Below are 24,840 nucleotides of genomic sequence, written 5' to 3'. Positions count from 1 at the left end.
GTTCGGTGCATGACAAGCCGCTTCGAGGGTGCCTTGACGGGGCGGGCCGATGAGACGTTCAGGGCTCTTGTTGTCGAAATATCGATCGCGGTTCGGATGTCCGGCCAGCAGGGCGGTCCAGGGTGTACCGCCTGAGGTCGGGGGGTGCACGTTCCGCTGCCCGTACGGCGTCCTGTTCGAGGTCTCTCGAGCGGCGGATCGTAGGTCGTTCGCGCGTGCGGGGCAGGGCGTGGGCCTTGTGACGGCGATGACGTTATGGGGGCCCCTCGGATTCGTCAATGCTTCTTACAAACCTGCACCAGGGCAGGGGAGGGCTTCCGCCAACAGGTGTTGGCCTTGTCGCCGGAAGACGTCAAGGTGCTCGGCTCATGACGTCGAGGAGAGGGGTTGCGCCCATGCGGGTAGGAGTTACGGTGGTCTCGTGGCCCACGATCCGACCGTGTCGGCCGCCCCCGCCGGCACCGCCATCGACTCCGTCAGCGTCCTGAGCGACGACTCACGGCGGCGCATGTTCGCCTTCATCCGGCGCGCCCGCCGCCCCGTCACACGCGACGAAGCCGCCGCCAGCGTCGGCATCTCACGCAAACTCGCGGCCTTCCACCTCGACAAACTCGTCGATGCCGGGCTCTTGCTGGCGCGCTACGAGGTGCCCGGCGGGATCCGCAAGGCCGGCAGGCGGCCGAAGGTGTACGAAGCCGCCGGTGTGCAGATCACGGTCACCATCCCCGACCGGCGTCACGAACTGCTGGCGGACCTCCTGCTGGATGCCGTCCTGACCGAAAGCGCCGGTGAATCCGCCGCGCAGGCGGCGGTGCGGTCCGCCGGAGAGCGGGGCCGGCGGCTGGGCGAGGCCGCGCGGCAGGAGACCCGGCCGGGGCGGCTGGGCCCCGAGCGCGGGCTGACCTGGTGCGAGCGGCTGCTGGACCGTTACGGCTACGAGCCCGTCCGGGAGGCGCCCACGGTGCTCCGACTGCGCAACTGTCCGTTCCATCCGCTGGCCGCGAAGGCCCCCGACCTGGTGTGCGCGATGAACCAGGCTTTTCTGAGCGGCTACCTGGGCGGCCTTCAGGTCGGTGGAGTCCGAGCCGTCCTGGCACCCGAGCCCGGGGACTGCTGTGTGCGGCTGGGCCCGACCGACACCGATCGTGATGACCAGATGCCCCAGGACCGCTGACGCGACGCGGGCTGCCCGCCCCCGCGGGCCACCGCCCGGGCGCATGACCCTGCCCGCGGCGCGAGCATCGCCTGCGAAGGCGCTCCGCACCGCTGCGTGGGTTTCACACCACCGGTGCTCGGCATCTGTCCGAGCTGGGGTAAACGCCCGTTCTGGCGTTCCGACCGGAGCAATCGCCATGTCCACCAAGCGCATCCTGAACGGCCCTGCCGGTTCCACACGACCGGCGGCGCACTCCACCACCGCCCCCACGGTGACCGCCGCCGACTGCGGCCTGCTGCTCATCAGGCTGACCTTCGGCCTGCTGATGGCCGCCCACGGCGCCCAGAAGGTCTTCGGGCTCTTCGGGGGCCAAGGCCTGACGGAGACCGGGGAGGGCTTCGCGGCCCTGGGCTATCGCCCCGGAAAGCTCTTCGCCGTGATCGGGGGCCTGTCCGAGCTGCTCGGCGGCCTCGGTCTGGCCCTCGGGCTGCTGACGCCGCTCGCGGCCGCTGCCCTGATCGGCGTCATGATCAATGCGATGGTGACGGTCACCGGCGCCCACGGCCTGTGGGCGGCGGACGGCGGCGTGGAGTACAACGTCTGTATCGCCGTCGTCGCCCTGGCCGTCGCAGCCATCGGTCCGGGCCGACTGGCTGTCGACCGCCTATTCCCCTGGGGCACCGGCGGCTGGAAAGAGGCCGCCATCGCCCTGGGCCTCGGCGCGGTAGCCGCCGTGATCACACTCAGTCTCTGAAACGACCTGCCCACCCGCCCTCCCGAGGCGGTGTCTGCGGTGCGGGGGTACTCGCACGGCCTCGGGAGCGTCGAGGAATCCCGTTCAGGCTCGGCGAAGGACCGAGTGAGCGGGCCGCGGTTCAGTGGTCGCCGTCTGCGCGGAGGGCCAGGTCGAGGAGACCGGGGAAGCGGTCGTCGAATTCCTCGCGCCTCAGTCGATTGAGCCGTTTGGGGCCCTGATCACGCTGTTCGACGAGACCGGCGTCGCGGAGGACGGAGAAGTGGTGGCTCTTCGCGGCGCGGCCGACCGGTCGCCGGCTGACCGCGCCGGCCCGGCACGACGGGCCGGCGGACGCTCGTCGCACCGGTCACCCGCACAGAACCTCAAGCCCGGGGCACCCCCTGCCCCGGGACCGGAACCACGGACACGGCAAATGCGGCAAAGCCCAGCACACAGAATCTCCGCCCTCACGGGCAAGGCGCCCGCCCCCTGCCTCGTACTGGCCGGCGTGTGCGGAATCCAGTTCGGCGCGGCCCTCGCCCCCCACGCCTACCCCCAGGCAGGCGCCGCAGGTGTGGTGTTCCTGCGTCTGCTGATCGCCGGCGCGCTCCTGAGCCTGCTGTGGCGCCCGAGGCGCCAGGCACTGAAGGGGGTGGCAGGAGCCTGGAAGACCGTGGCGGCTGCCGGGACCCTGCTGGCGGGGCACCACATCGCGTTCTTCGAAGCCGTCGACCACATCCCGCTCGGGATAGTGGCCACCATCGAATTCCTCGGCCCCCTCACCATCGCCCTGGCCGGCTCCCGCCGCGTGCTCGACCTGCTCCCCGCCTGCCTGGCCGCCGGTGGCGTGTTCATGTTGAGCGGTCACGGCGGCACCCCGCTCCCCGCGACCGGCCTCGCCCTGGCTGCCGCGGCGGCCGCCTGCTGGGCCGGCTACATCCTGGTCTCCGCCCGCATGGCCACCCGTCTCAGCGGCGGGCAGGGCCTGGCACTGGCCATCTCCTGGGCAGCCCTGCTCAGCGCCCCGTACGGCATCGCGCACGCCGGCAGCGCCCTGTTCGACCCGCACGTGCTGTGGGTGGCCGCGGTCGTGGCACTGGTGTCCAGCGTGCTTCCGTACTCGCTCAACCTGGAAGCACTGCGCCGGATCCCGCCACGGGTCTTCGGGGTGCTGACCAGTCCGGAGCCGGCCGCCGGCGCCCTGTTCGGCCTGCTCCTCCTGGGGCAGCGCCTCGACCGGTCCCAGTGGCTGGGCATCGCCGCGGTCGCGGGGGCCTCCATCGCCGCCACCTGCCTGGCGAAGCGCAGGACCTCACCCCGGCGGCCGACCCGGGAGCCGGCACTCCCGGTGTGACACGGCCGCCTGCCGCCGGCCCCCACGCCGAGGGCCACGCAAGGTCGGCACGTGGTCGGCGTGAGAGCGGAAAAGTCGCCCACCTGTCCCCCGAACATGCAGCTCGGGCGACGGGTGGGCGACTTCCGGGAGGGGCCCTGCCGTTGTCAGTCCGCGGCGGCGACCACCTGCGCCGACGAGTTGCGGATCTTGCAGTAGTACGCCGTCATGTCGGCGCCGCTGCCCCGGTAGCGCCAGGGCAGCGCGTTCACATGACCGTCCACGAGCCGGAACTGCTCGATCGCCATCTCGTCCCGGTCCTGGAGCGAGAGGTAGTACGCCAGCAGGTGGCGAAGCTCCGGCAGCCGGACATGGGCCGGGTCGGCCGCGGCGGCGTCCGCCAGGCCCGCGTCCACCCGCGCCACCATCTCGGGCGTGCGGTCTGCCTCGGCGTCGTCCGAGTCGTCGTGCTCGAAGTGGGCGATCAGCGGGAGCACGGTCAGCAGGCTGCCCAGCGGTGCCTTAGCCGCGGCCTGCTCGGCGAACTCCATGGCCAACTGCTCGGAGCCGCGCCACTTCTTGCACCAGTACTGAAGCGCCCGCCAGTGCCCCTCGTAGTGGTGCGGGGCGCGTGCGGTGATCTCCGCCCACAGCTTGTCCATCTCGGAGTGCGGGTAGCCCAGGCCGAGCGCCACCGAGGTCTCCGTGACGTACGGCGTGGGGTCGTCGGGGTTGAGCGCCGCCGCCCGGGCCATCTCGTCGCGGGAGCGGTGCAGCATCCGGTGGAAGCCGGCGAACTGCTCCTGCGTCGTGTGATCGGCGCGCTTGGCGCCGCGGATCCGCCAGGCGAGGGTGACCGTGCTGCCGGCCCGGACCACGGCGGCGTCCGGGTCGTCGGGGTGGGCGGCCTCCCAGGCGAGCAGCCAGGCGTCGTCCTCCGCCGCCAGCCCGCCCAGCAACCCGACGGCCATCGACCGCCGGTCCCAGTCGCGCCCGATGCCCCGCAGCAGCTCGGCCGCCGCGTGCCAGTCGCCGCCGCCCACGCCGCTCAGCGCCGCTGCCCAGCCCGCGGGCAGCGGGCCGGCGTGCTCGGTGTTCTGCCGGTCGGCGGGCAGCAGGCCGAGCTTCCCGGCAGCCTCGGCGGCGGCGTCCTCGTCATGGCTCGGGGAGAAGAACTCCCTGAGGAACACCCAGGCCAGCCACCCGAAGACGATCAGCGTGGGTACGGCCAGGATCGCCAGGATCCACAGCACTACGGTCATCGGGAACTGTCCGTTTCTCGGTTCGCGGGGTCGTTCGGAGTGGAGGGCAGCAAGGCGCGCAGCGGGCCGGTGTCCGGGTGGTCGGCGACGGCGGCGCCCACGGCGGGGCCGATCAGGTCACCCACGGCAGGGCCGATCAGGTCGCCCACGGCGGGGTCGGACGGGTCGCTCAGGGCCGCGCCGGACGGCGACGCCGGGCCTCCCGGCGCGGGCAGCAGCCGCGCGGTCGCCCCCCGCTCCCAGGAGAACTCCCAGTGCAGCCGGGCGCGTGCGCTGAACTCGGCCAGCACCATGCGGTGCAGCGACTCGGCCAGGGCCGGCCGCACGAACTCCCGGAAGGCGCGCCCCTTCGCGGCCACCGCCTCGTCGGACAGCGGCAGCCGCCGCGCCAGCTGCCACAACCGGCCGTCGTCGATCACGTCGAGCAGCGAGGGCAGGGTCGGGCGCGTCTTGGTGTACATGGCCAGGGCCCGGTGCAGGGGGGTGTCGAGGCCCGCGAGCCGGCTGGTCATCGAGCCATGGAGCAGCTCCGGCCAGTCGGCCGTGCGCCGGAACCGCCGCACCTCCTCCGTCAGGACCGCGTCCTCCAGAGCGGCCCAGGTCCGTTCGGGGTCGGACAGCAGACCGAGGGCGGCGCCCCTGCCCTCGTCGGTGCGGTGGTCGGCGGGCAGCGCCTCGATGCGGCGGACGCGGTCGGCCGTCGGGGGGTGGGAGTCGTACGGCGAGGCGGGCTCGGTCGGCAGCTCGGTACGCAGCCCGGCCAGTTCCAGCTGGCGGGCGCTCAGCATCCGGCCGAACCCGCCGAACACCTCACCGCGCGGCGGCAGCAGCTCGGCGTCCTCGCCCAGGGCGACGTAGTGATGCATGTAGTAGCCGAACGCGGCGTCCAGCACCGGAATCTCGCGCAGCGCCGAGGCGGTGGCGTCCCGGCCGGCGATCCGGGCGGCCGCGGCGTCGGCGGCGTACTCCTGGCCGCGGGCGTCGGCCAGCGTGGCGCGGAAGTACAGCTTGGCGTACGCGGTGTAGATCCGGGCCATCGCGCGGTACGTGACGCCCGAGTGCCGGGTGTCGACCTCGCTCGTCTTCCTGCCCTTGGCCGCGGCCTTGGCGTTCTTCTTCTCCTGCCGGGCCTGTTCGCGTGCCGCGGTCCTCCCGGCGCGCTCCTCGAAGTGCCCGATGGTGCGCAGGATCTGGGCGCGACCGCGCACGGTGAGGGCGGCGAGACGGGTGTCGGCGTTGGAGTAGTGGCCCAGTTCGTGCGCGAGGACCGACCTGAGCTGAGCCTCTGTCAGCCCCTGGAGCAGGGGCACACCGAGGTGGAGGCGGCGCGGGCCGGGCAGCAGGCCGAGCAGGCGGGCCTCCTCGGCGACGGACGCGTTGACGTCCGGCGTCAGCAGGATGCGGGACGGCGCGCGGGTGCCGATCCGGTCGGCCGACTCCCGTACGGTGCGCCACAGCACAGGCTCGTCGGCCTCCGTGACGGGCAGGCCGGGGGCCTCCTCCGCCTTCGGCGTACGCAGCATGAACAGGCCGCGGACCAGCGGAATCGCCAGCAGCACGGACACGAGGTACAGCTTCGCCGCGACGCCCGACGGGGCGTGCAGATACAGCAGGTAGTCGATGCCTGCGAGCATCGCCAGCAGCAGGACGCTCAGCAGACAGAAGCCGGCGAGCAGCAGGAGAGCGCGCAGCGCGCGCAAGGTCGCGCCCATCGGGCAGGGTCCCCCCATGGGAAGTCCGGTTGACGAAAGCGGGTGCGGCGACATGGGTGCCGCGGCTGATCACGGCCGGTGCGAGGTGGACTCGGGGACCGTCGTGATCAAGGTTGTGGGGGGAAGCGGATTATGGCCCATCGGGGGGTTGACGTGCAAAACGTGTCCATGGCAAGCCGGTCGGCGCCGGCCTGCCCGGGGCGGCGTGAGCGCGGCGCCCGGGCCCGGCCCGCCATGGACACGGTGGTTCCTCCGGAGGTGGTGCTCAGGCCTCGGGGATGGCGCGGCCGTAGTCGGCGAGGGTCACTGCCTCGGGCTCCGGGCCGCCGCGACGGCCGGTCTCCAGGCGGTCGAGCGACGTCAGCTCGTCCTGGGTGAGCTCGAAGTCGAAGACGTCGAGGTTCTCGGCGATCCGCTCGCGCCTGGTCGACTTGGGGATGACCGAGCGGCCCTGCTGGAGCCCCCAGCGCAGCAGCACCTGGGCCGGGCTCTTGCCGTGTGCCTCGGCGATGACAGCCACGGCCGGATCCCGCAGGACACTCCTGCGGTTCTCGCCGTAGCCGGGATAGAAGGTGATGCCTCCGATGGGCGACCACGCCTGGTTGAGAATGTGGTGCCGGTCGTCGAAGTCGAGAACGGCGCGCTGCTGGAAGTAGGGGTGGATCTCCAGCTGGTTGACGGCGGGCACGACGGAGGTCGCGTCGAGGAGCGCGGTGAGGTGGCCGACCATGAAGTTGCTGACGCCGATGGCGCGGACCTTCTTCTCTTCCAGGAGCTTCTCCAGGGCCCGGTAGGCCGCGAGGGTCCGGTCGAATTCCGACGGCAGCGCCTGGTGCAGGATCAGCAGGTCGACATGGTCGACCCCGAGCTTGGCGGCACTCTTGTCGAAGCCGTGCAGGGTCTCGTCGTAGCCGTAGTCGCTGATCCAGATCTTCGTTTCGATGAAGATCTCGTCGCGGGGCACCGTGGAGTCGCGGATGGCCTGGCCGACCTCGCGCTCGTTGCCGTAGGCCGCGGCGGTGTCGATGTGCCGGCAGCCGAGTTCGAGCGCGGCGGTGACGGCCGCCCTGGTCTCGTCGGGCGGGGTCTGGAAGACGCCGAGCCCGAGGGCGGGCATCTCGACGCCGTTGTTCAGGGTGAGGGTCTGCATCACAGGGACCTTTCGGTGCGTGAGGGGAGGATGAAGGCCAGACAGCGAGGGCGGCCGGCGCGAGCAGGACGGCGGAGCCGGTCGGAGCCGCGCCCGAGCGGGCCGCGATGTCGGTGGCCGCGTGCCCGGTGAGAACCCCGTCATCGCGCCCATGTGGAGCATCCGGGTGACATGGGCGCCGCTGCGCTCACGGTGGGCGAACAGCCACGTGACGGGTGCCGTCGCGCGCTGTGCGGTGCTGCTCACCGGGTCACCACCAGATGCGTCGGAGCGTTTCCCGCGGTCGGACCGGTGGTCACCTCGTCGGACCGGCGGTCACCTCGGCAGTGCACGGCGCGTCGTCGACGTAGGCCCTGGCGGCTACCGCGAGGTTCTCAGAGTGCCCGGCCACGGACGGACGTGCCCGGCGAGGACGGCGTCGGCTCCGTACATGAGTGCTGCGCGCACGGTGTTCCCTCAGGTCGATGTCGGACGGTGAGTCCATGACGTCCTCCATGGAACACGCTCCTGGCGGGCAGGTGGGAGTCACCGCTCTTCCAGGTAATCGCAGTACCTCGCAGACGCTCGCCGGCCGATCTACGGTGAAGGAGCCGGTATCCGTTTCACGGCGATCAGGAGGAACCACCCGTGGCGCCGTACCCCACAGCAGGCCAGAGGCATCCCGTGAAGGGACCGCCGGTCCCGCTCACCGGTGGCGGGCTGTCCGGCGTCGCAAGGGCCCAGCACACCGCACCCCGCATCGGTGCCGTCGGGCACGTCCACCGGGACTGATCATGGCCGGCACCGACAAGAAGGACCTGGCCGCCGAGGTCCGCGAGTTCCTGAGTACCCGGCGGGCGCGCATCACCCCCGAGCGGGCCGGACTCCCCGTCTACGGCGGAAACCGCCGCGTCGCGGGCCTGCGCCGCGAGGAGGTCGCCCTGCTCGCCGGAATGAGCGTCGATTACTACGTCCGTCTCGAGCGCGGCAACCTCAGCGGCGCCTCGGACTCGGTGCTCGAGGGCCTGGCCCACGCACTGCAGCTCAACGAGGCCGAACGCACCCACCTCTACGACCTCGCCCGCGCCGCGACCACGCCCGGCCGGCAGCCCAGACCGACCGCCGGCCGGGTCCGGCCCACGATCCTGCGGCTCCTGGACTCCATGACCGACGTGCCGGCCTTTGTACGCAACCGCCGGTTCGACGTCATGGCCGCCAACGCGCTGGGACGGGCCCTGTACGCCCCGGTCTTCGACTCCCCGCTGTTCGCACAGCGCGGGCCGGTCAACACCGCCCGCTTCCTGTTCCTCGACCCCGCCGCCCACGACTTCTGGGCCGACTGGGACAAGGGAGCCGACGACGCGGTCGCCTTCCTGCGCACCGAGACAGGCAGAGCACCCCACGACAAGGCACTGACCGATCTGATCGGGGAGCTCACGGCCAAGAGCGACGAGTTCGCACGCCGATGGGTCCGCCACGACGTGGCATTCCACCGCTCCGGCGTGAAGCGGCTGCGCCACCCCTTGGTCGGTGAACTCGCACTGCCCTACGAGGCCATGGAGCTGCCGGCCGACCCCGGTCTCCGCCTCAACTTCTACACCCCCGAACCGGAGTCGCCGGAGCGGGAGGCCCTCGGCCTCCTCGCCGGCTGGGCGGGCACCGGCACAGTCGTCCCCTCGGGCAACGACTGACACCACTGCGTCGGCGGTCGACGGCCCAGGCTCCGGCTCAGCGATCGCGGAGCGTGCTGGAGTGCGCGGACAGGCACTCGATCATGGAGGTGTCACGCCGGCTCGGGATCACCCCCGACACGGTCCGCACCTGGCGGCGGCGATTCCTCGAACGCGGCCTGGACGGCCCGCGGCGGGACCTTCGGACCTGGACGACTCATACCGAACCAACGACGAATCTCCGACTCAGTTCACTGGTCCCAGGCCGGCGGATCGCGGTGGTCGGCCTGGTTCGCCTTCCAGTAGCCCTTCGCGTAGGCGCGGCGGCGGTCGAGGCCGATGCCTTCCGTGAAGTGGCGGAGGATCTCCCTGATGGCGCCCGCCTCCCCGGCCGCCCACGCGGCGACGCGCTTGTGCGGAACGGTGGCTTCCAGGACGGCGTCTCGCAGCGCCTCCCCCTTCGCCCGCCCGGCGGTCCGGTGCACCCACACGACGTCCAGGCCGGCCCGGGCGCTCACCTCGACCTCGGCCTCGGGGCCCGCGACCTCCAGATAGACGGCGCCGCGCAGGCCGGGCGGCAGGCTCTCGGCGATGGTGAGCACCGCGGGCTGGGCGCTCTCGTCCCCGGCCAGGAGGTAGTAGTCGGCGTCGGGATCCGGGCGGAAGGACCCTTTGGGGCCGCCGAAGGAAACCTCCTGGCCCGGGCGCGCGGCTTCGGCCCAGCGCGCGGCCGGGCCGTTCCCGTGCAGCACCACGTCGACGTCGATCCGTGGAGCGGTCGGGGAGTGGTGGCGCACGGTGTAGGCACGGCCGACCGTACGGCCGTCGAGGGGGTCGGGCACGAACAGCTTCACCCACTGCGTCGGTTCGTCGCAGCGGAAGGTCGCCATGCCAGGCCCTCCCAGAGTGATACGCGCCATCCGCGGGGCGATCAGGGACACCGCCTCCACCGTGGCGGTGTAACGAGTGCGACGGGTGCGAAACATGGGGAGGTGCCCTTCAGGCGGAGGGGGCGGAGACGGTCTGCTTGGCGACGCCCGCCCGCTCGGCGACCGTGCCGATCGTCATGGCGGGGAACCCGGTGTCGGCCAGCGGGTTGTCGGCGGCTCGCAGGACCGCGTCCCGTGCGGCCTCGCCGCGCGGCGGCCCGTTCCCGGTGCGCGCCGCGGGCGGCGCGTCGGCCGGCTGTCGGCCGTCGACTCGGACGCCGTCCCGGATGCCTCCGTGGCGGACGTCGTCGACCCGGAGACCGCCCCGGACGTCGTGCTGTGCGTTCATGGCGCCCCCCCTCCTCGTGCGTCGCGGCGCCCGTCCCGGAAGGCCGGCGACGGCCACCGGTTTCGGCGGAACGATGAACCGAGACTAGACGCAACGTCGCGTACAGTCAATGCGCCGGACGTCGCCGGGACCCGCTGCGGAAGGATCCCGTTCCTCCCCGGGACGGGGGACGGGCCGGGGAGGAACGGGAGCTGTCAGGCCGTACCGGGGCCGTTCGTACACCGCCGGGGCGGTCGCTGCTACGGCCCCGCGACCGCGACCGCGGCCTCGTGCCGGACGCCGGTGGTCTCCGCGCGGCCGAACAGCAGCCGCGTACGCATCCGGTACACCGTCTCGCACCGCTGGTCGTCCGCCTCCACGAGGAAACGGACCGTGCCCGTACCCGGACGCCGGGGATGCGGCGAGGCGTCCTCCACCGTGGCCCGTCCGCGCAGTTCGTCGCCGGGGCGTACCGGCCTCAGGAACCGCACCTCGTCCATGCCGTAGGAGCCCTGGCAGGCGGAGTCCGCGAGCAGGGTGCGCACGAACTGCCCCATGATGACGGCGCCGGTGTGCCAGCCGCTGGCCACCAGACCGCCGAACGGGGAACGGGCGGCCGCCCCGGGGTCCAGGTGGAAGGGCATCGGATCCCAGGCGCGGGCGTAGTCGATGATGTCCTCGGTGGTGAGCCGCGTGGCCCCCAGTTCGTAGGTGGTGCCGACGGTGAAGTGCTCGAAGTGCCGCACGGTGAGGGGTCCTTCGTCTCGGATGACGTGCCGGTCGACGCGCCGGTGTCCGCAGCCGGTGCTCAGCCGGCGGTCGCCGCGTAGTTCGCGTGGTCGGCGTGGTCGGCGTACCCGGGGACGTCCGGGGGCCGGACGGGTACGGGCTCGGGGCGCGGGCGGCCGAGGCGGCGCTTCTCGGCGCTGAACCACTCGGCGACCCGGAAGGCCAGGTCCATCGACTGCCCGCGGTTGAGCCGGGGGTCGCACGCGGTCTCGTAGCGCAGGTGCAGGTCGTCGGAGAGGATCTCGTTGCTTCCTCCCACGCACTCGGTGACGTCCTCGCCCGTCAGCTCCATGTGCACCCCGCCCGGGTGCGTGCCCAGGGCCCGGTGCACCTCGAAGAAGCCCGTGATCTCGTCCAGGACGTCCTCGAAGCGCCGGCTCTTGTGACCGCTCGGCGCGGTGAAGGTGTTGCCGTGCATCGGATCGCACACCCACGCCACCTGGCCGCCCTCCGCGCGCACCGCCTCCACCAGGGCGGGTAGCCGGTCGCGCACCAGACCCCGCCCCATCCGCGCGATGAACGTGAGCCGGCCCGGGACGCGCTCCGGATCCAGCCGGTCCAGCAGGGCCAGGACGTCGCCGACGGCGGCGTCCGGCCCCAGCTTGACGCCGAGGGGGTTGCCGATCCCCGCCGCGAACGCGACGTGGGCGCCGTCGAGCCGACGGGTGCGCTCGCCGATCCAGAGCAGGTGCCCGGACAGGGCGTACCGGCGTCCCGTGTCGGGGTCGGTGCGTACCAGGGCTGACTCGTAGTCGAGGAGCAGCGCCTCGTGGCTGGCGAACACCTCCGTGGTGCGCATGGTCGAGGTGCTCATGCCGCAGGCCCGGATGAACGCCAGCGCCGCCTCGATCTCGTCCGCCAGCCGCTCGTAGCGGCGTTCGGCGGCGGACAGGGCCACGAAGTCACGGTTCCACGCGTGTACCCGGTGCAAGTCCGCGTGCCCGCCCGCGGTGAAGGCGCGCAGCAGGTTGAGCGTCGCGGCGGACGCGTGGTAGACGCGCTCCAGGCGGGCCGGGTCGGGGGTGCGGGCCCCGGCGGTGAACTCCAGCCCGTTGACGGCGTCGCCCCGGTACGAGGGCAGGGTCACTCCGTCCCGGGTCTCGGTGGGCTGCGACCGGGGTTTGGCGTACTGCCCCGCGATGCGGCCGACCTTGACCACCGGGACGCCGGCCGCGTACGTCAGGACGGCGGCCATCTGGAGCAGGACCTCCAGCTTGGCGCGGACGGACTCCGCGCTCACCGAGTCCAGGGTCTCGGCGCAGTCGCCGCCCTGGAGCAGGAACGCCTTGCCGAGGGCCACCTCGCCGAGCCGGTCGCGCAGGGTGTCGCACTCCCTCGCGAAGACCAGCGGGGGTGCGCAGGACAGGGACGCCAGGGTGGCCCGCAGCGCCGCGGGATCGGGCCAGTCGGGCTGCTGCGCCGCGGGCAGTGCCCGCCACGCGTCGGGAGACGGTTCGGAAGGTGAATGCTCTTTCATTTCCAGGGATCGCACGCTGAAAACCTCAACGCCTTCTGTTCCGAGGGCAGGGCACGGGCTTGCGGTGGGCGCAGCCTGTCACGCGCCGGCCGGGCCCGGGCAGTGGGCCGTTGTGGCTAGAAGGGCGGATCTACTACCCGCGTACTAGCCCCAGCGGCCGACTGTCGGGGTGGGACGCACTCCTGGAGCATTTCGGCGGGCGCAACCGTCGGCGGGAATCGTCGGCACGTGCAGTCCGGCACCGCATTCCCCACGCCACCGGCTTTCGGAAGGTGAGTCCGCATGAGCAGCACCGTCAACCCGTCCGGGTCCGTGTCCCGCCCACAGACCGGGGACGAGTATCTCGAGAGCCTCCGGGACGGCCGGGAAGTGCGGATCTACGGCGAGAAGGTGGCGGACGTCACCAGCCACCCCGCCTTCCGCAACAACTCCCGCATGGTGGCCCGGCTCTTCGACGCGCTCCACGACCCCGAGCGCAACAGCAGGCTGGTCGTCCCCACCGACACCGGCAACGGCGGCTTCACCCACCCCTACTTCAAGGCCCCGTACACCTCGGGCGACCTGCGTGCCGCCGCGCGTGCCATGGAGGAGTGGGCGCGCATGACGTACGGCTGGCTGGGCCGCACCCCGGACTTCAAGGCCGCCTTCCTGTCCACCCTGGGCTCCAACAAGGAGCACTACGCGCCGTTCGAGGACAACGCGTCTGCGTGGTACCGCAAGGCGCAGGAGAACGTGCTGTTCATCGGCCACGGCATCGTCAATCCGCCGATCGACCGCAACCGGGGGCTGACCGAGCTGAAGGACGTGATGCTGACGGTGGACCGGGAGACGGACGCCGGCCTCGTCGTCTCCGGCGCCAAGGTGGTCGGCACCGGCGCGGCGCTCACGCAGCACATCTTCATCGGCAGCTACGGGGTCATACCGAAGGGCGCCAAGGAGTTCTCCGCGTACTTCATCGTGCCGACCAACAGCCCCGGCCTGAAGATCATCTCCCGGCCGTCGTACGAGTTCGCCTCGGCCACCGTCAGCAGCCCCTTCGACCAGCCGCTGAGCAGCCGCCTGGACGAGAACGACGGCATCCTCGTCTTCGACCAGGTGCTGATCCCCTGGGAGAACGTCTTCTGCTACGACGTGGACAAGGCGAACAACTTCTTCTACGGGTCCGGCTTCTTCTACCGGGCCATGTTCCACGCCTGCGTCCGCTTCGCCGTGAAGATGGACTTCCTGACCGGCCTGCTCGCCAAGTGCCTGGAGACCACGGGCACCTCGGAGTTCCGCGGGGTGCAGAGCCGGCTCGGCGAGGTCCTCGCCTACCGCAACATGTTCTGGGCCCTGGTCGACTCCATGGCCGAGAACCCCACCAAGTGGCCCGACGGCACCGTCACCCCCAACGGTGAGACCGCGCTCGCCTTCCGCGTCCTGTCCTCGTCCATCTTCCCGAAGGTGCGCGAGATCTTTCTGCGGGACCTCGGCAGCGCGTTGATCTACAACAACTCCCATGCGCTGGACTGGTCGAACCCCGAGGTCCGGCCCTACCTGGACAAGTACGTCCGCGGCCTGGGCGTCGAGGCGATCGACCGGGTGAAGCTGATGAAGCTGGCGTGGGACGCGGTCGGCACCGAGTTCGGCGCCCGCTGGGAGCTGTACGAGATGAACTACGCGGGCAACCACGAGCAGATCCGCTTCGAGGCGCTCCACGCCCAGCAGGCGTCGGGGAAGTTCGACGACTACAAGCAGCTCGTCGACCAGTGCCTGTCGGAGTACGACGAGAACGGCTGGAAGGTCCCGGACCTCGTCAACCCCAAGGACACCACCGTCCTCGGCGCCGGCGTCCTCGGCTCCGGCGTGCCCGGCGCCGGCACGACGGCCCCGGTCGAGGCCGCGCGGTGAGCAGCCGGCCGCCGGCTCCGGTGGGCCGGGCCGCTCCGCCCGGAGTCTCCGTGCTGCCGGACAAGACGCAGCTGCGGCAGGTGCTCGGACAGTACGTGACCGGTGTGTGCGCGGTGTCGACCCGCTTCGACACCCTGTCCGGGGTGCGGCACGACGCCATCGCGGTGAACTCCTTCACCTCGGTCTCCCTCGACCCGCCGCTCGTCTCCATGTACCTGCGCGGCGACTCCACCTTCCTGGGGCGCGTACGGGCGTCCGGCCAGTGGGCCGTGTCGTTCCTCGGCCACCGGGCGCGCTCCCTGGTCGGTGTCCTCACCGCGCCCGCGGCGGACCGTCCCGCGGTGGAGGAGGCCGCGGAGTGGGCCGTCGGACCGCACACCGGCTGCCTCGTGCTGCCGGACGCGCCGGGAACGCTCGAATGCGACCTGCACCTCACCCAGACCCTGGGCGACCACGTGCTCGTCGTCGGACGGGTGCTGGGCGCCGTCGGCCGCGACCACGAGCCCCTGGTCTTCCACCGCGGCACCTTCACCGAGGTCGCACCGGCGACGTGAGCAGGCCGCGGCTTCAGCTCAGCGAACGCGGCGAACTCGGCGAACTCGGCGAACTCGGTGAACTCGGTGAACTCGGTGAACTCGGCGAACACGGCGAACACGGCGAATGAAGTGAACGAGGCCGACACAAGGCGACGAGGAGAGGAGACGCCATGGCGGGGAGACGCCCGTACGTGGCCGTGGTGGGCGGCGGCATCGGCGGCCTGGCCGTCGCGCTCGGACTGCGGCGGCAGGGCATCGAGGCGGTCGTCCACGAGCAGGCACGGGAACTGACCCACCAGGGAGCCGGTATCGCGGTCGGTGCGAACGGGCACCGGGCCCTGCGGGAACTGGGCGTCGCCGAGCGGCTGACCGGATCGGCGGCCCGGCCCGTGCGGGCCGACTTCCGGCACTGGCGCACGGGCCGGTCCATGGTGTCGCACCGGCTGACCGGCATGTACGAGGAACGCTTCGGAGCCCCGTTCTGGACCGTGGAACGCGCGGCCGTCCAGCAGGCCCTGCTCGCCGAACTGGGTCCGGAGCACGTACGGCTCGGCGCCCGCTGCACCGGGGTGGAGAACCACGCCGACGGCGCCGTGATCCGCTTCGCGGACGGCAGCGCGGCCGAGGCCGACGCGGTCGTCGGCGCGGACGGTATCCACTCCGCGGTGCGCCACGCCCTCTTCGGACCCGACGAGGCCGTGTTCTCGGGCACGAGCGGATACCGCGCCCTGGTCCCCATGGACCGGCTGCGCCACCTCCCCGAACTGGCCGAGCCGGTTCTGTGGCTGTGGCTCGGACCGGGCAGGCACTTCATCGCCTATCCGGTGGCGGACGGCAGCGCGCTGAACTTCCTGGCCGTCGTACCCGACCGCACATGGACGGTCGAGTCCTGGTCCACGCAGGGCGACGGCGCCGAACTGCTGGCCGCCTTCGACGGCTGGCACCCGTTCGTCACCGAGGTCCTCGGTGCCTGCGAACGGCCGGGCCGCTGGGCGCTGTACGACCGCGAACCGCAGCGCACCTGGAGTACGGGCCGCACGACCCTCCTGGGCGACGCCGCGCACGCGATGCTGCCGCACCACGGACAGGGCGCCAACCAGGCCCTGGAGGACGCGGTGGTCCTCGCCCACCTCCTGGCGCGTACCGACGCCGACGGGGTGGCGTCGGCGCTGCGCGCCTACGAGCAGCTGCGCCGGCCGCGCACCCGGCTGCTGCAAGCGGGGTCCCGCAAGAACGCCGGCTGCTTCCAACTGCCCGACGGAGCGGAGGCGGAGGCCCGCAACGTCCGGCTGGCCACGCTGCCCGACGACCTCGCCTGGATCCACGGGCACGACACCCTCGCCTCCCTGCGCTCGGCCACGGCGCCGGTCTGACCGGCCGACCGCGTCCCGGCGCCCTTCCTCCTCCTCGACGAACGGTGAGAACACCATGGCAAGGATCTACTCCTTCGAAGGGAACGTCCCCGTCGTGCACCCCACGGCGTTCGTCCACCCCGACGTCGTGCTGATCGGCTCGGTCGACATCGGACCCGGATGCTACGTCGGTCCGCTCGCGAGCCTGCGGGGCGACTTCGGGCACATCGAACTCAGGGCGGGCTCCAACGTCCAGGACGGCTGCGTGCTGCACTGCTTCCCCGGAGCCGACACGGTCGTCGAGGAGGACGGGCACGTCGGTCACGGCAGCGTGCTGCACGGCTGCCGGGTGGGCCGGGACAGCCTCATCGGCATGAAGTCCGTGCTGATGGACGGTGTCGTGGTGGGGACGCGGGCGTTCGTCGGCGCCAACAGTTTCGTCAAGTCCCGCTTCCACGTGCCGGAACGGCACCTGGTGGCGGGCAGCCCGGCCAAGGTGGTGCGCGAACTCACCGCCGACGAGATCGCCTGGAAGGGCAACGGAACGGTCCAGTACCAGAAGCTGGCCCAGCGCTGCCTCACCGGTCTGCACCCGGCGCAGGCCGCCACCGAACGCACCGCCACCGCGGCCGCCGCCGACTCCGGCGAGCCCGAGCACGTCACCCTGCACGCCTACCGGGCCCGCTGAGGCCTTGCGCGTGCGTCCCCGAGGAGCGCCGGCCGGTCATGATCACGTCCCGGCGGAAGCACGGGACCTGGCGAAGGAGCACAGTTGAGCAGGTTGCGCTGGCTGACCGCGGGGGAGTCCCACGGTCCCGCACTCGTCGCGACGCTGGAGGGCCTTCCGGCCGGCGTACCGATCACCACGGAGATGGTGGCGGACCATCTGGCGAGGCGCCGGCTCGGCTATGGGCGCGGTGCCCGGATGAAGTTCGAGCGGGACGAGGTCACCTTCCTCGGCGGTGTCCGCCACGGCCTCACCCTCGGCTCCCCGGTGGCGGTCATGGTGGGCAACACCGAGTGGCCGAAGTGGGAGCAGGTCATGGCGGCCGACCCGGTCGACCCGGAGCTCCTGGCCGGGCCGGCGCGCAACGCGCCGCTGACCCGGCCGCGCCCCGGCCACGCCGACCTCGCCGGCATGCAGAAGTACGGCTTCGACGAGGCGCGGCCGATCCTGGAGCGTGCCTCCGCGCGGGAGACCGCGGCCCGGGTGGCGCTGGGTGCGGTGGCCCGGTCGTACCTGAAGGAGACGGCCGGTGTCGAGATCGTCTCGCATGTCGTGGAGCTGGCGGCGGCGAAGGCGCCCCACGGCGTGTTTCCGACGCCTGCCGATGTGGCGGGACTGGACGCCGATCCGGTGCGCTGCCTGGACGCGGACGCGTCGAAGGCGATGGTCGCGGAGATCGACCAGGCGCACAGGGACGGCGACACCCTCGGTGGTGTGGTGGAGGTGCTGGCGTACGGCGTGCCGGTGGGGCTGGGCTCGCACGTGCACTGGGACCGGCGGCTGGACGCGCGGCTGGCGGCTGCGTTGATGGGTATCCAGGCGATCAAGGGTGTCGAGGTGGGTGACGGTTTCGGTCTGGCGCGGGTGCCGGGCTCGAAGGCGCATGACGAGATCGTCTCCACGGATGAGGGGATCAGGCGGGTCACCGGCCGTGCCGGCGGTACCGAGGGTGGTCTGACCACGGGTGAGCTGCTGCGGGTCCGTGCGGCGATGAAGCCGATCGCGACCGTGCCGCGGGCTCTGCGCACGGTGGACGTGGCCACCGGTGAGGCCACGCGGGCCCACCACCAGCGTTCCGATGTGTGCGCGGTGCCGGCGGCCGGGATCGTCGCCGAGGCGATGGTGGCGCTGGTGCTGGCGGACGCGGTGGCGGAGAAGTTCGGCGGCGACGGTGTGGCCGAGACCCGCCGCAACGTGCGTTCCTACCTCGACGACCTTCCGGTCCGGTGAGCGCACGACCCGTGGTCGTCCTGGTCGGCCCGATGGGGGTGGGCAAGTCCACTGTCGGACGGCTGCTCGCCGAGCGGCTGGGGGTGGGCTACCGCGACACCGATGACGACATCGTCGCCGGGCAGGGCCGGAGCATCGCGGAGATCTTCGCCGACGAGGGCGAGCAGGTCTTCCGGGCGATCGAGCAGCGGTCGGTGCACCGGGCGCTGGCCGAGCACGACGGTGTCCTCGCTCTCGGCGGCGGCGCGATCCTCGACCCGGACACCCGTGCGCTGCTGGTCGCCCAGCGGGTCGTCCATCTCTCGATGGACGTCGAGGAGGCGGTCAGGCGCACCGGGCTGGACGCGGCCCGGCCGCTGCTGGCGGTCAACCCGCGCAAGCGGTGGCGGGAGTTGATGGAGGCCCGCCGCCACCTGTACGAGGAGGCCGCCACGGCCGTCGTGCCCACCGACGGCCGCACGCCGGACGAAGTCGTCCAAGTCATCCTCGCGTTACCGGAGTTGAAGGACGCCGGCACGTGACGCGGCCGGCCCCGCACGGGGGCCGGCCGCGTCGGCGAGGCCCCCTTCCTAGAGCAACCGCAGCAGGGACAAGGGCTGTTCGACCAGGTCGGCGACGTGACGCAGGAAGCCACCCGCCGCCCCGCCGTCGCAGACACGGTGGTCGAACGTGAGGGACAGCTGGCAGACGCGGCGTACCGTCAGCTCGCCGTCGACGACCCAGGGGCGGGGCAGGATCCGGCCCACACCCAGCATGGCCGCCTCGGGATGATTGATGATCGGCGCCGAGCCGTCGACGCCGAAGACGCCGTAGTTGTTGAGGGTGAAGGTCCCGCCGGACAGTTCCGCGGGGGGCAGCGACCCCTCGCGGGCCCGGGTGGTGAGGCGGGTGATCTCGGCCGACAGCTCCGGCAGCCGCATCCGGTCCGCGTCCCTGACCACGGGCACGACCAGGCCCCGTTCGGTCTGTGCGGCGAAGCCCAGATGGACCGACGGGAGCCGGACGATCTCCTGACGGCCGGTGTCCACGGTGGAGTTCAGCTCCGGATGGCGGGCGAGCGCCGCGACGCAGAAGCGCGCCAGGAGGGCGAGGAGCGAGATCCTGCCCTCGTCCGGTGCCGCGAGGTGCTGCTTGACGTCCAGGAGCCGGGTGGCGTCCACGTCCACCCAGGTGGTGGCGTCCGGGATCTCCCGGCGGCTCCGCGCCAGCTTGTCCGCGACCGTGCGGCGCACGCCGCGCAAGGGGATGCGCACGGCTTCCGGTACGCGCTCCGGTTGCGGTACGCGCTGCGGTCCCGGTACGCGCTCCGGTTCCGGCGCGGGAGACGGTACGGGCGCGGTCCCGGACGGGCCCGTGGGCAGGGGCGCCGGCTCCCGTGGCGCCTCGACGTCCCGGCGCAGGACGAGTCCGCCGGGACCGCTGCCCCGGACCGTACGCAGGTCGAGGCCACGCTCCCGGGCCAGTCTGCGCACCAGCGGAGAGATCACCGGGAGCGGCCCCGCCCCCACGCCGTTCCGTCCGGCCGACGTGACGAGGGCGGCGGGCACGGCAGCGGGCAGGTCAGGGGCCACGGCAGCGGGTACGGGCGCAGGCACCCGGATCCGTCTGCGGCGGGCCGCCGGCGCGGACGTCCCGTAGCCGACCAGTACGTTGCCGGAGTCGTCCGCCCGCGTCGCAGGGGCCGCCGGCGCCGTCTCCTCGCCGATCGACAGCAGCGGCTGCCCCACGTCGAGGCTGTCGCCCGCACGCCCCCACAGCCGGATGACGACACCCGCGTACGGGCACGGAACCTCGACCACGGCCTTGGCGGTCTCCACCTCCACCACCGGCTGGTCGACGGCCACGGCGTCGCCCTCGGCGACGAGCCACCGTACGATCTCCGCCTCCGTGAGCCCCTCGCCCAGGTCGGGGAGCATGAACTCCCGGGTGGTCGCCGTGGTCACGCGTCCTCCCCGGGAACGCCGTCCTGCCATTGGAGCCGCGCTACGGCGTCCAGCACCCGGTCGACGTCCGGCAGGTGATGACGCTCCAGCATGGGCGGCGGGTACGGGATGTCGAAGCCGGTGACCCGCAGCACGGGCGCCTCCAGATGGTGGAAGCAGCGCTCCGTGACCCGCGCGGCGATCTCGGCGCCGAAACCGGCGAAGCCCTGGGCCTCGTGGACGACGACGGCCCGGCCGGTGCGCCGGACACTGGCGCACACCGTCTCGTCGTCGAAGGGGACCAGGCTGCGCAGGTCGACCACCTCCAGGTCCCACCCCTCGGCGACGGCGGCGTTCGCGGCGTCCAGACAGACGGGCAGGGAGGGCCCGTAGGTGAGGAGCGTGGCCGAGGAGCCGCTCCGGCGTACCGCGGCCCGGCCCAGTGCGGGCAGGGCCGCCGAGCGGTCGAGGTCGCCCTTGGACCAGTACAGGCGCTTGGGTTCCAGGAAGACCACCGGGTCGTCCGAGGCGATGGCCGCGCGCAGCAGGCCGTAGGCGTCGGGGACGGTGGCCGGCGCGACCACGTGGAGGCCGGGAGTGTGCGTGTAGTACGCCTCCGAGGCGTCGCTGTGGTGCTCGACGCCGCCGATCCCGCCGCCGTAGGGGATGCGGATGGTGATCGGCATGGGCAGCGTGCCGCGCGTCCGGTTGCGCATCTTGGCGACGTGGCTGACGAGTTGCTCGAACGCGGGATACGCGAAGGCGTCGAACTGCATCTCCACGACGGGACGCAGCCCGTACATGGCCATGCCGACGGCGGTGCCCAGGATGCCCGCCTCGGCGAGCGGGGTGTCGGCGACCCGGGCGTCGCCGAACTCGGCGGCCAGACCGTCGGTGACGCGGAACACGCCGCCCAGCGTGCCGATGTCCTCGCCCAGCAGATGGACCCGGCCGTCGTCGGCCAGGGCGTCGCCGAGGGCATGGTTCAGGGCCTTCGACAGGGTCACCTGCTCGACCGCCGGTCCGGTCGCGGCGGCAACGGTGTCCATGGTGGCGGTCACTGGCCGGCCCCCTCGGTGCGGCCGCCGTCCGCGCCCGCGGCGTCGGCCGTCAACTCGCGTACCAGCAGCGCGCGTTGCTCCTCCAGTTGCGGTGTCCGAGTGGCGTAGACGTGCTCGAACAGGTCGAGCGGGTCGGGGGACGGGTCCTCGGAGAGGCGGGCGCGCAGGTCCGCGGCCATCTCCTCCGCCTCCTGCCGGACGCGGTCGACCCCGGCGTCGTCCAGCAGTCCGCGTTCCCGCAGGTGCCGTTCCATGCGCTCCACCGGGTCCCGGCGGCGCCAGTGCTCCACCTCCGCCGCGTCGCGGTACCGGGTGGCGTCGTCGGCGTTGGTGTGCGCGTCGAGGCGGTACGTCACCGCTTCGACAAGGGTCGGGCCGTGGCCTTCGCGAGCGCGGGCGGCGGCGGCTCGTACGGTCAGATAGACGGCCGCGGCGTCGTTCCCGTCGACCAGCACGCCCGGCATGCCGTAGCCGATCGCCTTGTGGGCGAGGCTGGGAGCGGCGGACTGCCGGGCGATCGGGACGGAGATCGCGTAGCCGTTGTTCTGCACCAGGAAGACCACGGGGGAGCGGTTGACGGCCGCGAAGTTGAGCGCCTCGTGGAAGTCGCCCTCGCTGGTGCCTCCGTCACCGGTCATCGCGAGGACGACCAGGTCGTCCCCGCTCAGGGCGGCCGCGTGCGCGAGGCCCACGGCGTGCGGTGTCTGGGTGGCCAGCGGGGTGCACAGCGGTGCGACGCGCCGGGCGCGGGGGTCGTACCCGCTGTGCCAGTCACCGCGCAGCAGCGTCAGGACCTCCACCGGGTCGACGCCCCGTACCAGCAGGGCCAGGGTGTCCCGGTAGGTGGGGAAGATCCAGTCCTGCCGGTCGAGGGCCAGTACGGCACCCGCCTCGCAGGCCTCCTGCCCCGTGGTCGACGGATAGACCGCCAGCCTGCCCTGCTTGGTCAGCGCGGTCGCCTGGGTGTTGTAGCGACGCCCGCGCACCAGCTGCCGGTACAGCTCCAGCAGGACCGAGTCGTCGAGGGCCCGTGTGCCGGACACGTCGTCGATGAGGGTCAGCGGTTCCGGGGCGGGCAGCATGGCCGTCACGCCGGCCTCGCCGACACCTGGCGGATCGAGAACTGTCATGTGGTCGAGGCTCCTTCGGCCGGGTGGAGAGGGGCCGGTGACTCCCGAGCGCACGCCCGTGACCGGGAGCCGGCGTCCCCGCACCAGCATTCGCGGCGGGAGCCGGTGACGGCAGTCGGCCGATACGGCTAGTACCTCGTACCTACTCCCTACAGGCGACTACCGGGCCCATTTCGCGGACTCCACGCTGAAGACACTCCCGCGGCTTCGCAGACCGCGGCTTCCCCCAGCCAGGAGGCACGCCCATGAGCAGCACAGCCACCTCCCGACTCGTCGTCGGCGACCGGTTCCGCGACTTCGCCGAGGCCGTCGGGGCCGAGACGTTCTCGGGCCTCGCCCGTTCGCTCGACGCGGGCGACCTGGACGCCGTCGAGGGGCCGGTGCACGTGGTCACCGGCCAGGGCGTCGGGGAGTTCGAGGTCTCCTACCTCCAGGACGCCATCGCCCGGCGGCGGTTGGAGGAGCGGATCGTGCTGGTGCACTCCGCCGGGCAGCCCGCACGCCGTCAGGAGCTGCACAAGGCCCGTGAGGACAACGTGCTGGTCGCCGGCCTCACGCGGGTCGACGACAGCACGTACGAGGCCGGGCTCCGGCTGCACGACCACAACGAACTGCTCGTCGACGTGCAGGACCGGGTGCACGTCCAGGGCATGGTGGTCGTCGAGGCGGCCCGCCAGATGTTCCTCGCCGTGGTGGAGCGCTTCTTCACCGCACGCTGGCCGCAGCAGCGCTACTACATCGTTCTCAACTCCATGAACACCACGTTCTCCAACTTCCTCTTCCCCGTGGGCGCCACCCTGCGGCTGACGGTGGACGAGTCGGACCTGTCGGAGCCCAGCAGGCTCACGCTCCGCACGACGGTCGTGGTGGAGCAGGCCGGCCGGGCCGCCGCCGGTGTCACCATCGACGCCGCCGCGTTCGCCCCCGGACTGCTGGAGGAGAAGGAACTGCGGCGGGCCAAGAGCGCCGTGGCGAGCACGATGGACGCCGCTCTCGCCACCGCGTGACATGAAGACGCCGGTACAGGACACGGAGCGGGGCCCGGAGCGGAGCCCGGAGCGGGGCACGGAGCGGGGCCCGGAGCAGACGCCGGCGCAGGGCACCCGGGCCGATCCCGTGACGGGCCGACTGCCGTGCCCGGAGCGGCGGTTCGCCTACCTGGGACCGGAGGGCACCTTCACCGAGCGGGCCCTGCGCTCACTGCCGGAGGCCGGGAACTCCTGGCTGGTGCCGGCCGCCGACGCCACCGAGGCCCTGACGCTGGTGTGCCGGGGAACCGTGGACGCCGCCATGCTCCCCGTCCACAACACGGTGGCCGGGGTGGTCGCGGACACGGTGCGCGCGTTCGCCGAGTCACCCGCGCTGACGGTGCTCAGGGAAGTCGTGCTCCGCGTGGAGTTCTCCCTGCTGGTGCGCCCCGGCACGCGGCTCGCGCGGATCCGCACGGTGAGCGGCCATCCGCACGCCGGGGCGCAGGTCGAGGGCTGGCTCGACAGCCGTCTGCCGCGGGCGCGCTGGACACCGGCCCTGTCCAACGCCGAGGCCGCGCGCCGGGTCCGGGACGGGGAGTGCGACGCCGCGGTGGCCGGTGACTTCACCGCCGCGCCCTACGGTCTGGAGGCCCTGGTCACCGGGATACAGGACACCGCCGGTGCGGCCACCCGGTTCCTGCTGTGCGCGCGTTCCGCCGGGCGGAGCGCTCCGGTTCCCGGTTCCGCCGACCGCACCTCGCTGGTCGGACGGCTCGCGGGCCGGCCGGAGGACCTCGGCGGACTGCTGGCCGCCCTGCGCCGCCACCCCTTCCTGCGGACCGTGTCACTCCAGGCCGTGCCCGACGGCCGGAGCGGCTCGATCCTCCTCGCCGACTGCCCGGGCGGCACCGGTGAGCCCGCGACGGCACGCGCCGTCGGCCTGCTGCGCCTGCGCGTACCCGGGCTGAGGTCCATGGGCTCGTACCCGTCGGCGGCACCTCTTCCCGCCTCCGGGGGCTCGCCGTACGAAGTCCCGCCGTACGAACGGAGCAAGACGATGCACACCGAGACACACACCGAGACACACACCGAGACGCACACCCAGACACGGACCGAGACACGGGCCGGGGCGCACACCGGGGCCGGCGGCTCCGCGGCAGCCGCCGGGTCCGGGGACATCGCCCGGCTGCGCGAACGGATCGACGCCCTGGACCGCTCCCTCATCGGCACGCTGAAACAACGGCTGGAGGCGTCCCGGGAGATCCAGCGCATCCGTACCGGCGACGGGGGCTCCCCGCTCGACTCCGGACGCGAACTGTCCGTACGGGGCCGGTACGCCCAGGAACTGGGGGAGGGCGGCGCCGGTCTCGCCGAGGCGCTGCTGGAGATGTGCCGGGGGCGGTCGCCGCGGTGAACCCGCCACCGGCGACGGCGGCGCCGTCGTCCCGCCGCCGTCGCCGGCCGGTGGGCGGCGGGCCGCCCCCGCCGGGCCCGGTGGAC

The 24,840-nt window shown here is 72.6% G+C and carries 22 protein-coding genes and 1 pseudogene; 12 read left to right on the top strand and 11 right to left on the bottom strand.

All coding sequences use genetic code 11. The features are described 5' to 3' along the window. Positions 1-421: 421 nt before the first annotated feature. Positions 422-1,174, top strand: coding sequence for a helix-turn-helix transcriptional regulator (locus ACFV9M_RS20325; protein WP_385068263.1), 753 nt, complete (start codon positions 422-424; stop codon positions 1,172-1,174). 178 nt (positions 1,175-1,352) lie between these two features. After that, positions 1,353-1,910 (top strand): DoxX family protein, encoded by a 558-nt coding sequence (locus ACFV9M_RS20320; protein WP_385068264.1) that lies wholly within the window; start codon positions 1,353-1,355, stop codon positions 1,908-1,910. 121 nt (positions 1,911-2,031) lie between these two features. Here the strand turns inward: ACFV9M_RS20320 and ACFV9M_RS20315 are convergent. After that, positions 2,032-2,202 (bottom strand): annotated as a pseudogene (locus ACFV9M_RS20315) (ArsR/SmtB family transcription factor); the annotation flags it as partial. 123 nt (positions 2,203-2,325) lie between these two features. On the opposite strand from ACFV9M_RS20315, the gene ACFV9M_RS20310 reads away from it, so the two are divergent. After that, complete coding sequence (locus ACFV9M_RS20310; protein ID WP_385068266.1) at positions 2,326-3,246, top strand: DMT family transporter; 921 nt, start codon at positions 2,326-2,328, stop codon at positions 3,244-3,246. A gap of 146 nt (positions 3,247-3,392) precedes the next feature. Here the strand turns inward: ACFV9M_RS20310 and ACFV9M_RS20305 are convergent, their stop codons facing one another. From ACFV9M_RS20305 to ACFV9M_RS20295, 3 genes are all read right to left on the bottom strand, one after another. Beyond that, entirely contained in the window at positions 3,393-4,487 is a 1,095-nt protein-coding gene (locus ACFV9M_RS20305) for a hypothetical protein (protein ID WP_385068267.1), read from the bottom strand. Continuing rightward, positions 4,484-6,199, bottom strand: a complete 1,716-nt coding sequence (locus ACFV9M_RS20300; protein ID WP_385068268.1) for a M48 family metalloprotease — start codon at positions 6,197-6,199, stop codon at positions 4,484-4,486. The genes ACFV9M_RS20305 and ACFV9M_RS20300 overlap by 4 nt, the downstream gene beginning before the upstream one ends. A 265-nt stretch (positions 6,200-6,464) precedes the next feature. Continuing rightward, on the bottom strand, positions 6,465-7,349 hold the full coding sequence (locus ACFV9M_RS20295; RefSeq protein WP_385068269.1) for an aldo/keto reductase: 885 nt from the start codon (positions 7,347-7,349) through the stop codon (positions 6,465-6,467). A gap of 773 nt (positions 7,350-8,122) precedes the next feature. Here ACFV9M_RS20295 and ACFV9M_RS20290 point away from each other — a divergent pair. After that, entirely contained in the window at positions 8,123-9,019 is an 897-nt protein-coding gene (locus tag ACFV9M_RS20290; protein ID WP_385068270.1) for a helix-turn-helix domain-containing protein, read from the top strand. Positions 9,020-9,249: 230 nt separating this feature from the next. Here ACFV9M_RS20290 and ACFV9M_RS20285 read toward each other — a convergent pair whose 3' ends face one another. From ACFV9M_RS20285 to ACFV9M_RS20270, 4 genes are all read right to left on the bottom strand, one after another. Next, a complete protein-coding gene (locus ACFV9M_RS20285) occupies positions 9,250-9,984 on the bottom strand; it encodes a siderophore-interacting protein (protein ID WP_385068271.1) in 735 nt (244 codons plus the stop codon). Between the two features lie 13 nt (positions 9,985-9,997). After that, a complete protein-coding gene (locus tag ACFV9M_RS20280; protein WP_385068272.1) occupies positions 9,998-10,276 on the bottom strand; it encodes a hypothetical protein in 279 nt (92 codons plus the stop codon). A gap of 239 nt (positions 10,277-10,515) precedes the next feature. Beyond that, entirely contained in the window at positions 10,516-11,001 is a 486-nt protein-coding gene (locus tag ACFV9M_RS20275) for a MaoC family dehydratase (protein ID WP_385068274.1), read from the bottom strand. A gap of 62 nt (positions 11,002-11,063) precedes the next feature. Further along, positions 11,064-12,521: a class II 3-deoxy-7-phosphoheptulonate synthase gene (locus tag ACFV9M_RS20270; protein ID WP_385068276.1), complete on the bottom strand. Its 1,458-nt coding sequence runs from the start codon at positions 12,519-12,521 to the stop codon at positions 11,064-11,066. Between the two features lie 282 nt (positions 12,522-12,803). On the opposite strand from ACFV9M_RS20270, the gene ACFV9M_RS20265 reads away from it, so the two are divergent. The 6 genes from ACFV9M_RS20265 to ACFV9M_RS20240 all read left to right on the top strand — a co-directional run bounded on the left by ACFV9M_RS20265 (position 12,804) and on the right by ACFV9M_RS20240 (position 18,777). Further along, complete coding sequence (locus ACFV9M_RS20265; RefSeq protein WP_385068278.1) at positions 12,804-14,411, top strand: 4-hydroxyphenylacetate 3-hydroxylase family protein; 1,608 nt, start codon at positions 12,804-12,806, stop codon at positions 14,409-14,411. Positions 14,412-14,461: 50 nt separating this feature from the next. Beyond that, positions 14,462-14,965, top strand: coding sequence for a flavin reductase family protein (locus ACFV9M_RS20260; protein WP_385068280.1), 504 nt, complete (start codon positions 14,462-14,464; stop codon positions 14,963-14,965). 152 nt (positions 14,966-15,117) lie between these two features. Next, on the top strand, positions 15,118-16,320 hold the full coding sequence (locus ACFV9M_RS20255) for an FAD-dependent monooxygenase (RefSeq protein ID WP_385068282.1): 1,203 nt from the start codon (positions 15,118-15,120) through the stop codon (positions 16,318-16,320). A gap of 55 nt (positions 16,321-16,375) precedes the next feature. After that, a complete protein-coding gene (locus tag ACFV9M_RS20250; protein ID WP_385068283.1) occupies positions 16,376-16,987 on the top strand; it encodes a transferase hexapeptide repeat family protein in 612 nt (203 codons plus the stop codon). A gap of 84 nt (positions 16,988-17,071) precedes the next feature. Continuing rightward, positions 17,072-18,256, top strand: a complete 1,185-nt coding sequence (gene aroC, locus ACFV9M_RS20245) for a chorismate synthase (RefSeq protein WP_385068284.1) — start codon at positions 17,072-17,074, stop codon at positions 18,254-18,256. Further along, on the top strand, positions 18,253-18,777 hold the full coding sequence (locus ACFV9M_RS20240; protein WP_385068286.1) for a shikimate kinase: 525 nt from the start codon (positions 18,253-18,255) through the stop codon (positions 18,775-18,777). The genes aroC and ACFV9M_RS20240 overlap by 4 nt, the downstream gene beginning before the upstream one ends. 48 nt (positions 18,778-18,825) lie before the next feature. Here ACFV9M_RS20240 and ACFV9M_RS20235 read toward each other — a convergent pair whose 3' ends face one another. Genes ACFV9M_RS20235 through pdhA form a run of 3 tightly spaced genes read right to left on the bottom strand, consistent with a single transcriptional unit; the run spans position 18,826 to position 22,369 of the window. After that, entirely contained in the window at positions 18,826-20,229 is a 1,404-nt protein-coding gene (locus tag ACFV9M_RS20235; RefSeq protein ID WP_385068287.1) for a dihydrolipoamide acetyltransferase family protein, read from the bottom strand. Next, entirely contained in the window at positions 20,196-21,227 is a 1,032-nt protein-coding gene (locus tag ACFV9M_RS20230) for an alpha-ketoacid dehydrogenase subunit beta (RefSeq protein ID WP_385068296.1), read from the bottom strand. Before ACFV9M_RS20230 ends, ACFV9M_RS20235 begins: the two co-directional genes overlap by 34 nt. Positions 21,228-21,235: 8 nt before the next feature. After that, entirely contained in the window at positions 21,236-22,369 is a 1,134-nt protein-coding gene (pdhA, locus tag ACFV9M_RS20225; protein ID WP_385068289.1) for a pyruvate dehydrogenase (acetyl-transferring) E1 component subunit alpha, read from the bottom strand. 245 nt (positions 22,370-22,614) lie between these two features. On the opposite strand from pdhA, the gene ACFV9M_RS20220 reads away from it, so the two are divergent. Together ACFV9M_RS20220 and ACFV9M_RS20215 are read left to right on the top strand one after the other, a co-directional pair. After that, the gene (locus tag ACFV9M_RS20220) at positions 22,615-23,376 is read left to right on the top strand and encodes an AfsA-related hotdog domain-containing protein (protein ID WP_385068291.1); all 762 of its coding nucleotides are present in this window, start codon (positions 22,615-22,617) and stop codon (positions 23,374-23,376) included. A gap of 1 nt (position 23,377) precedes the next feature. After that, a complete protein-coding gene (locus ACFV9M_RS20215) occupies positions 23,378-24,754 on the top strand; it encodes a chorismate mutase (RefSeq protein ID WP_385068293.1) in 1,377 nt (458 codons plus the stop codon). The last annotated feature ends 86 nt before the right edge of the window (positions 24,755-24,840 follow it).

This window comes from Streptomyces sp. NPDC059895, from assembly GCF_042731035.1.
In the GTDB taxonomy this organism is placed as follows: Bacteria; Actinomycetota; Actinomycetes; order Streptomycetales; family Streptomycetaceae; genus Streptomyces.
Note: the sequence above shows the minus strand (reverse complement) of the source record. Positions and strands in the feature narration are given on the sequence as shown.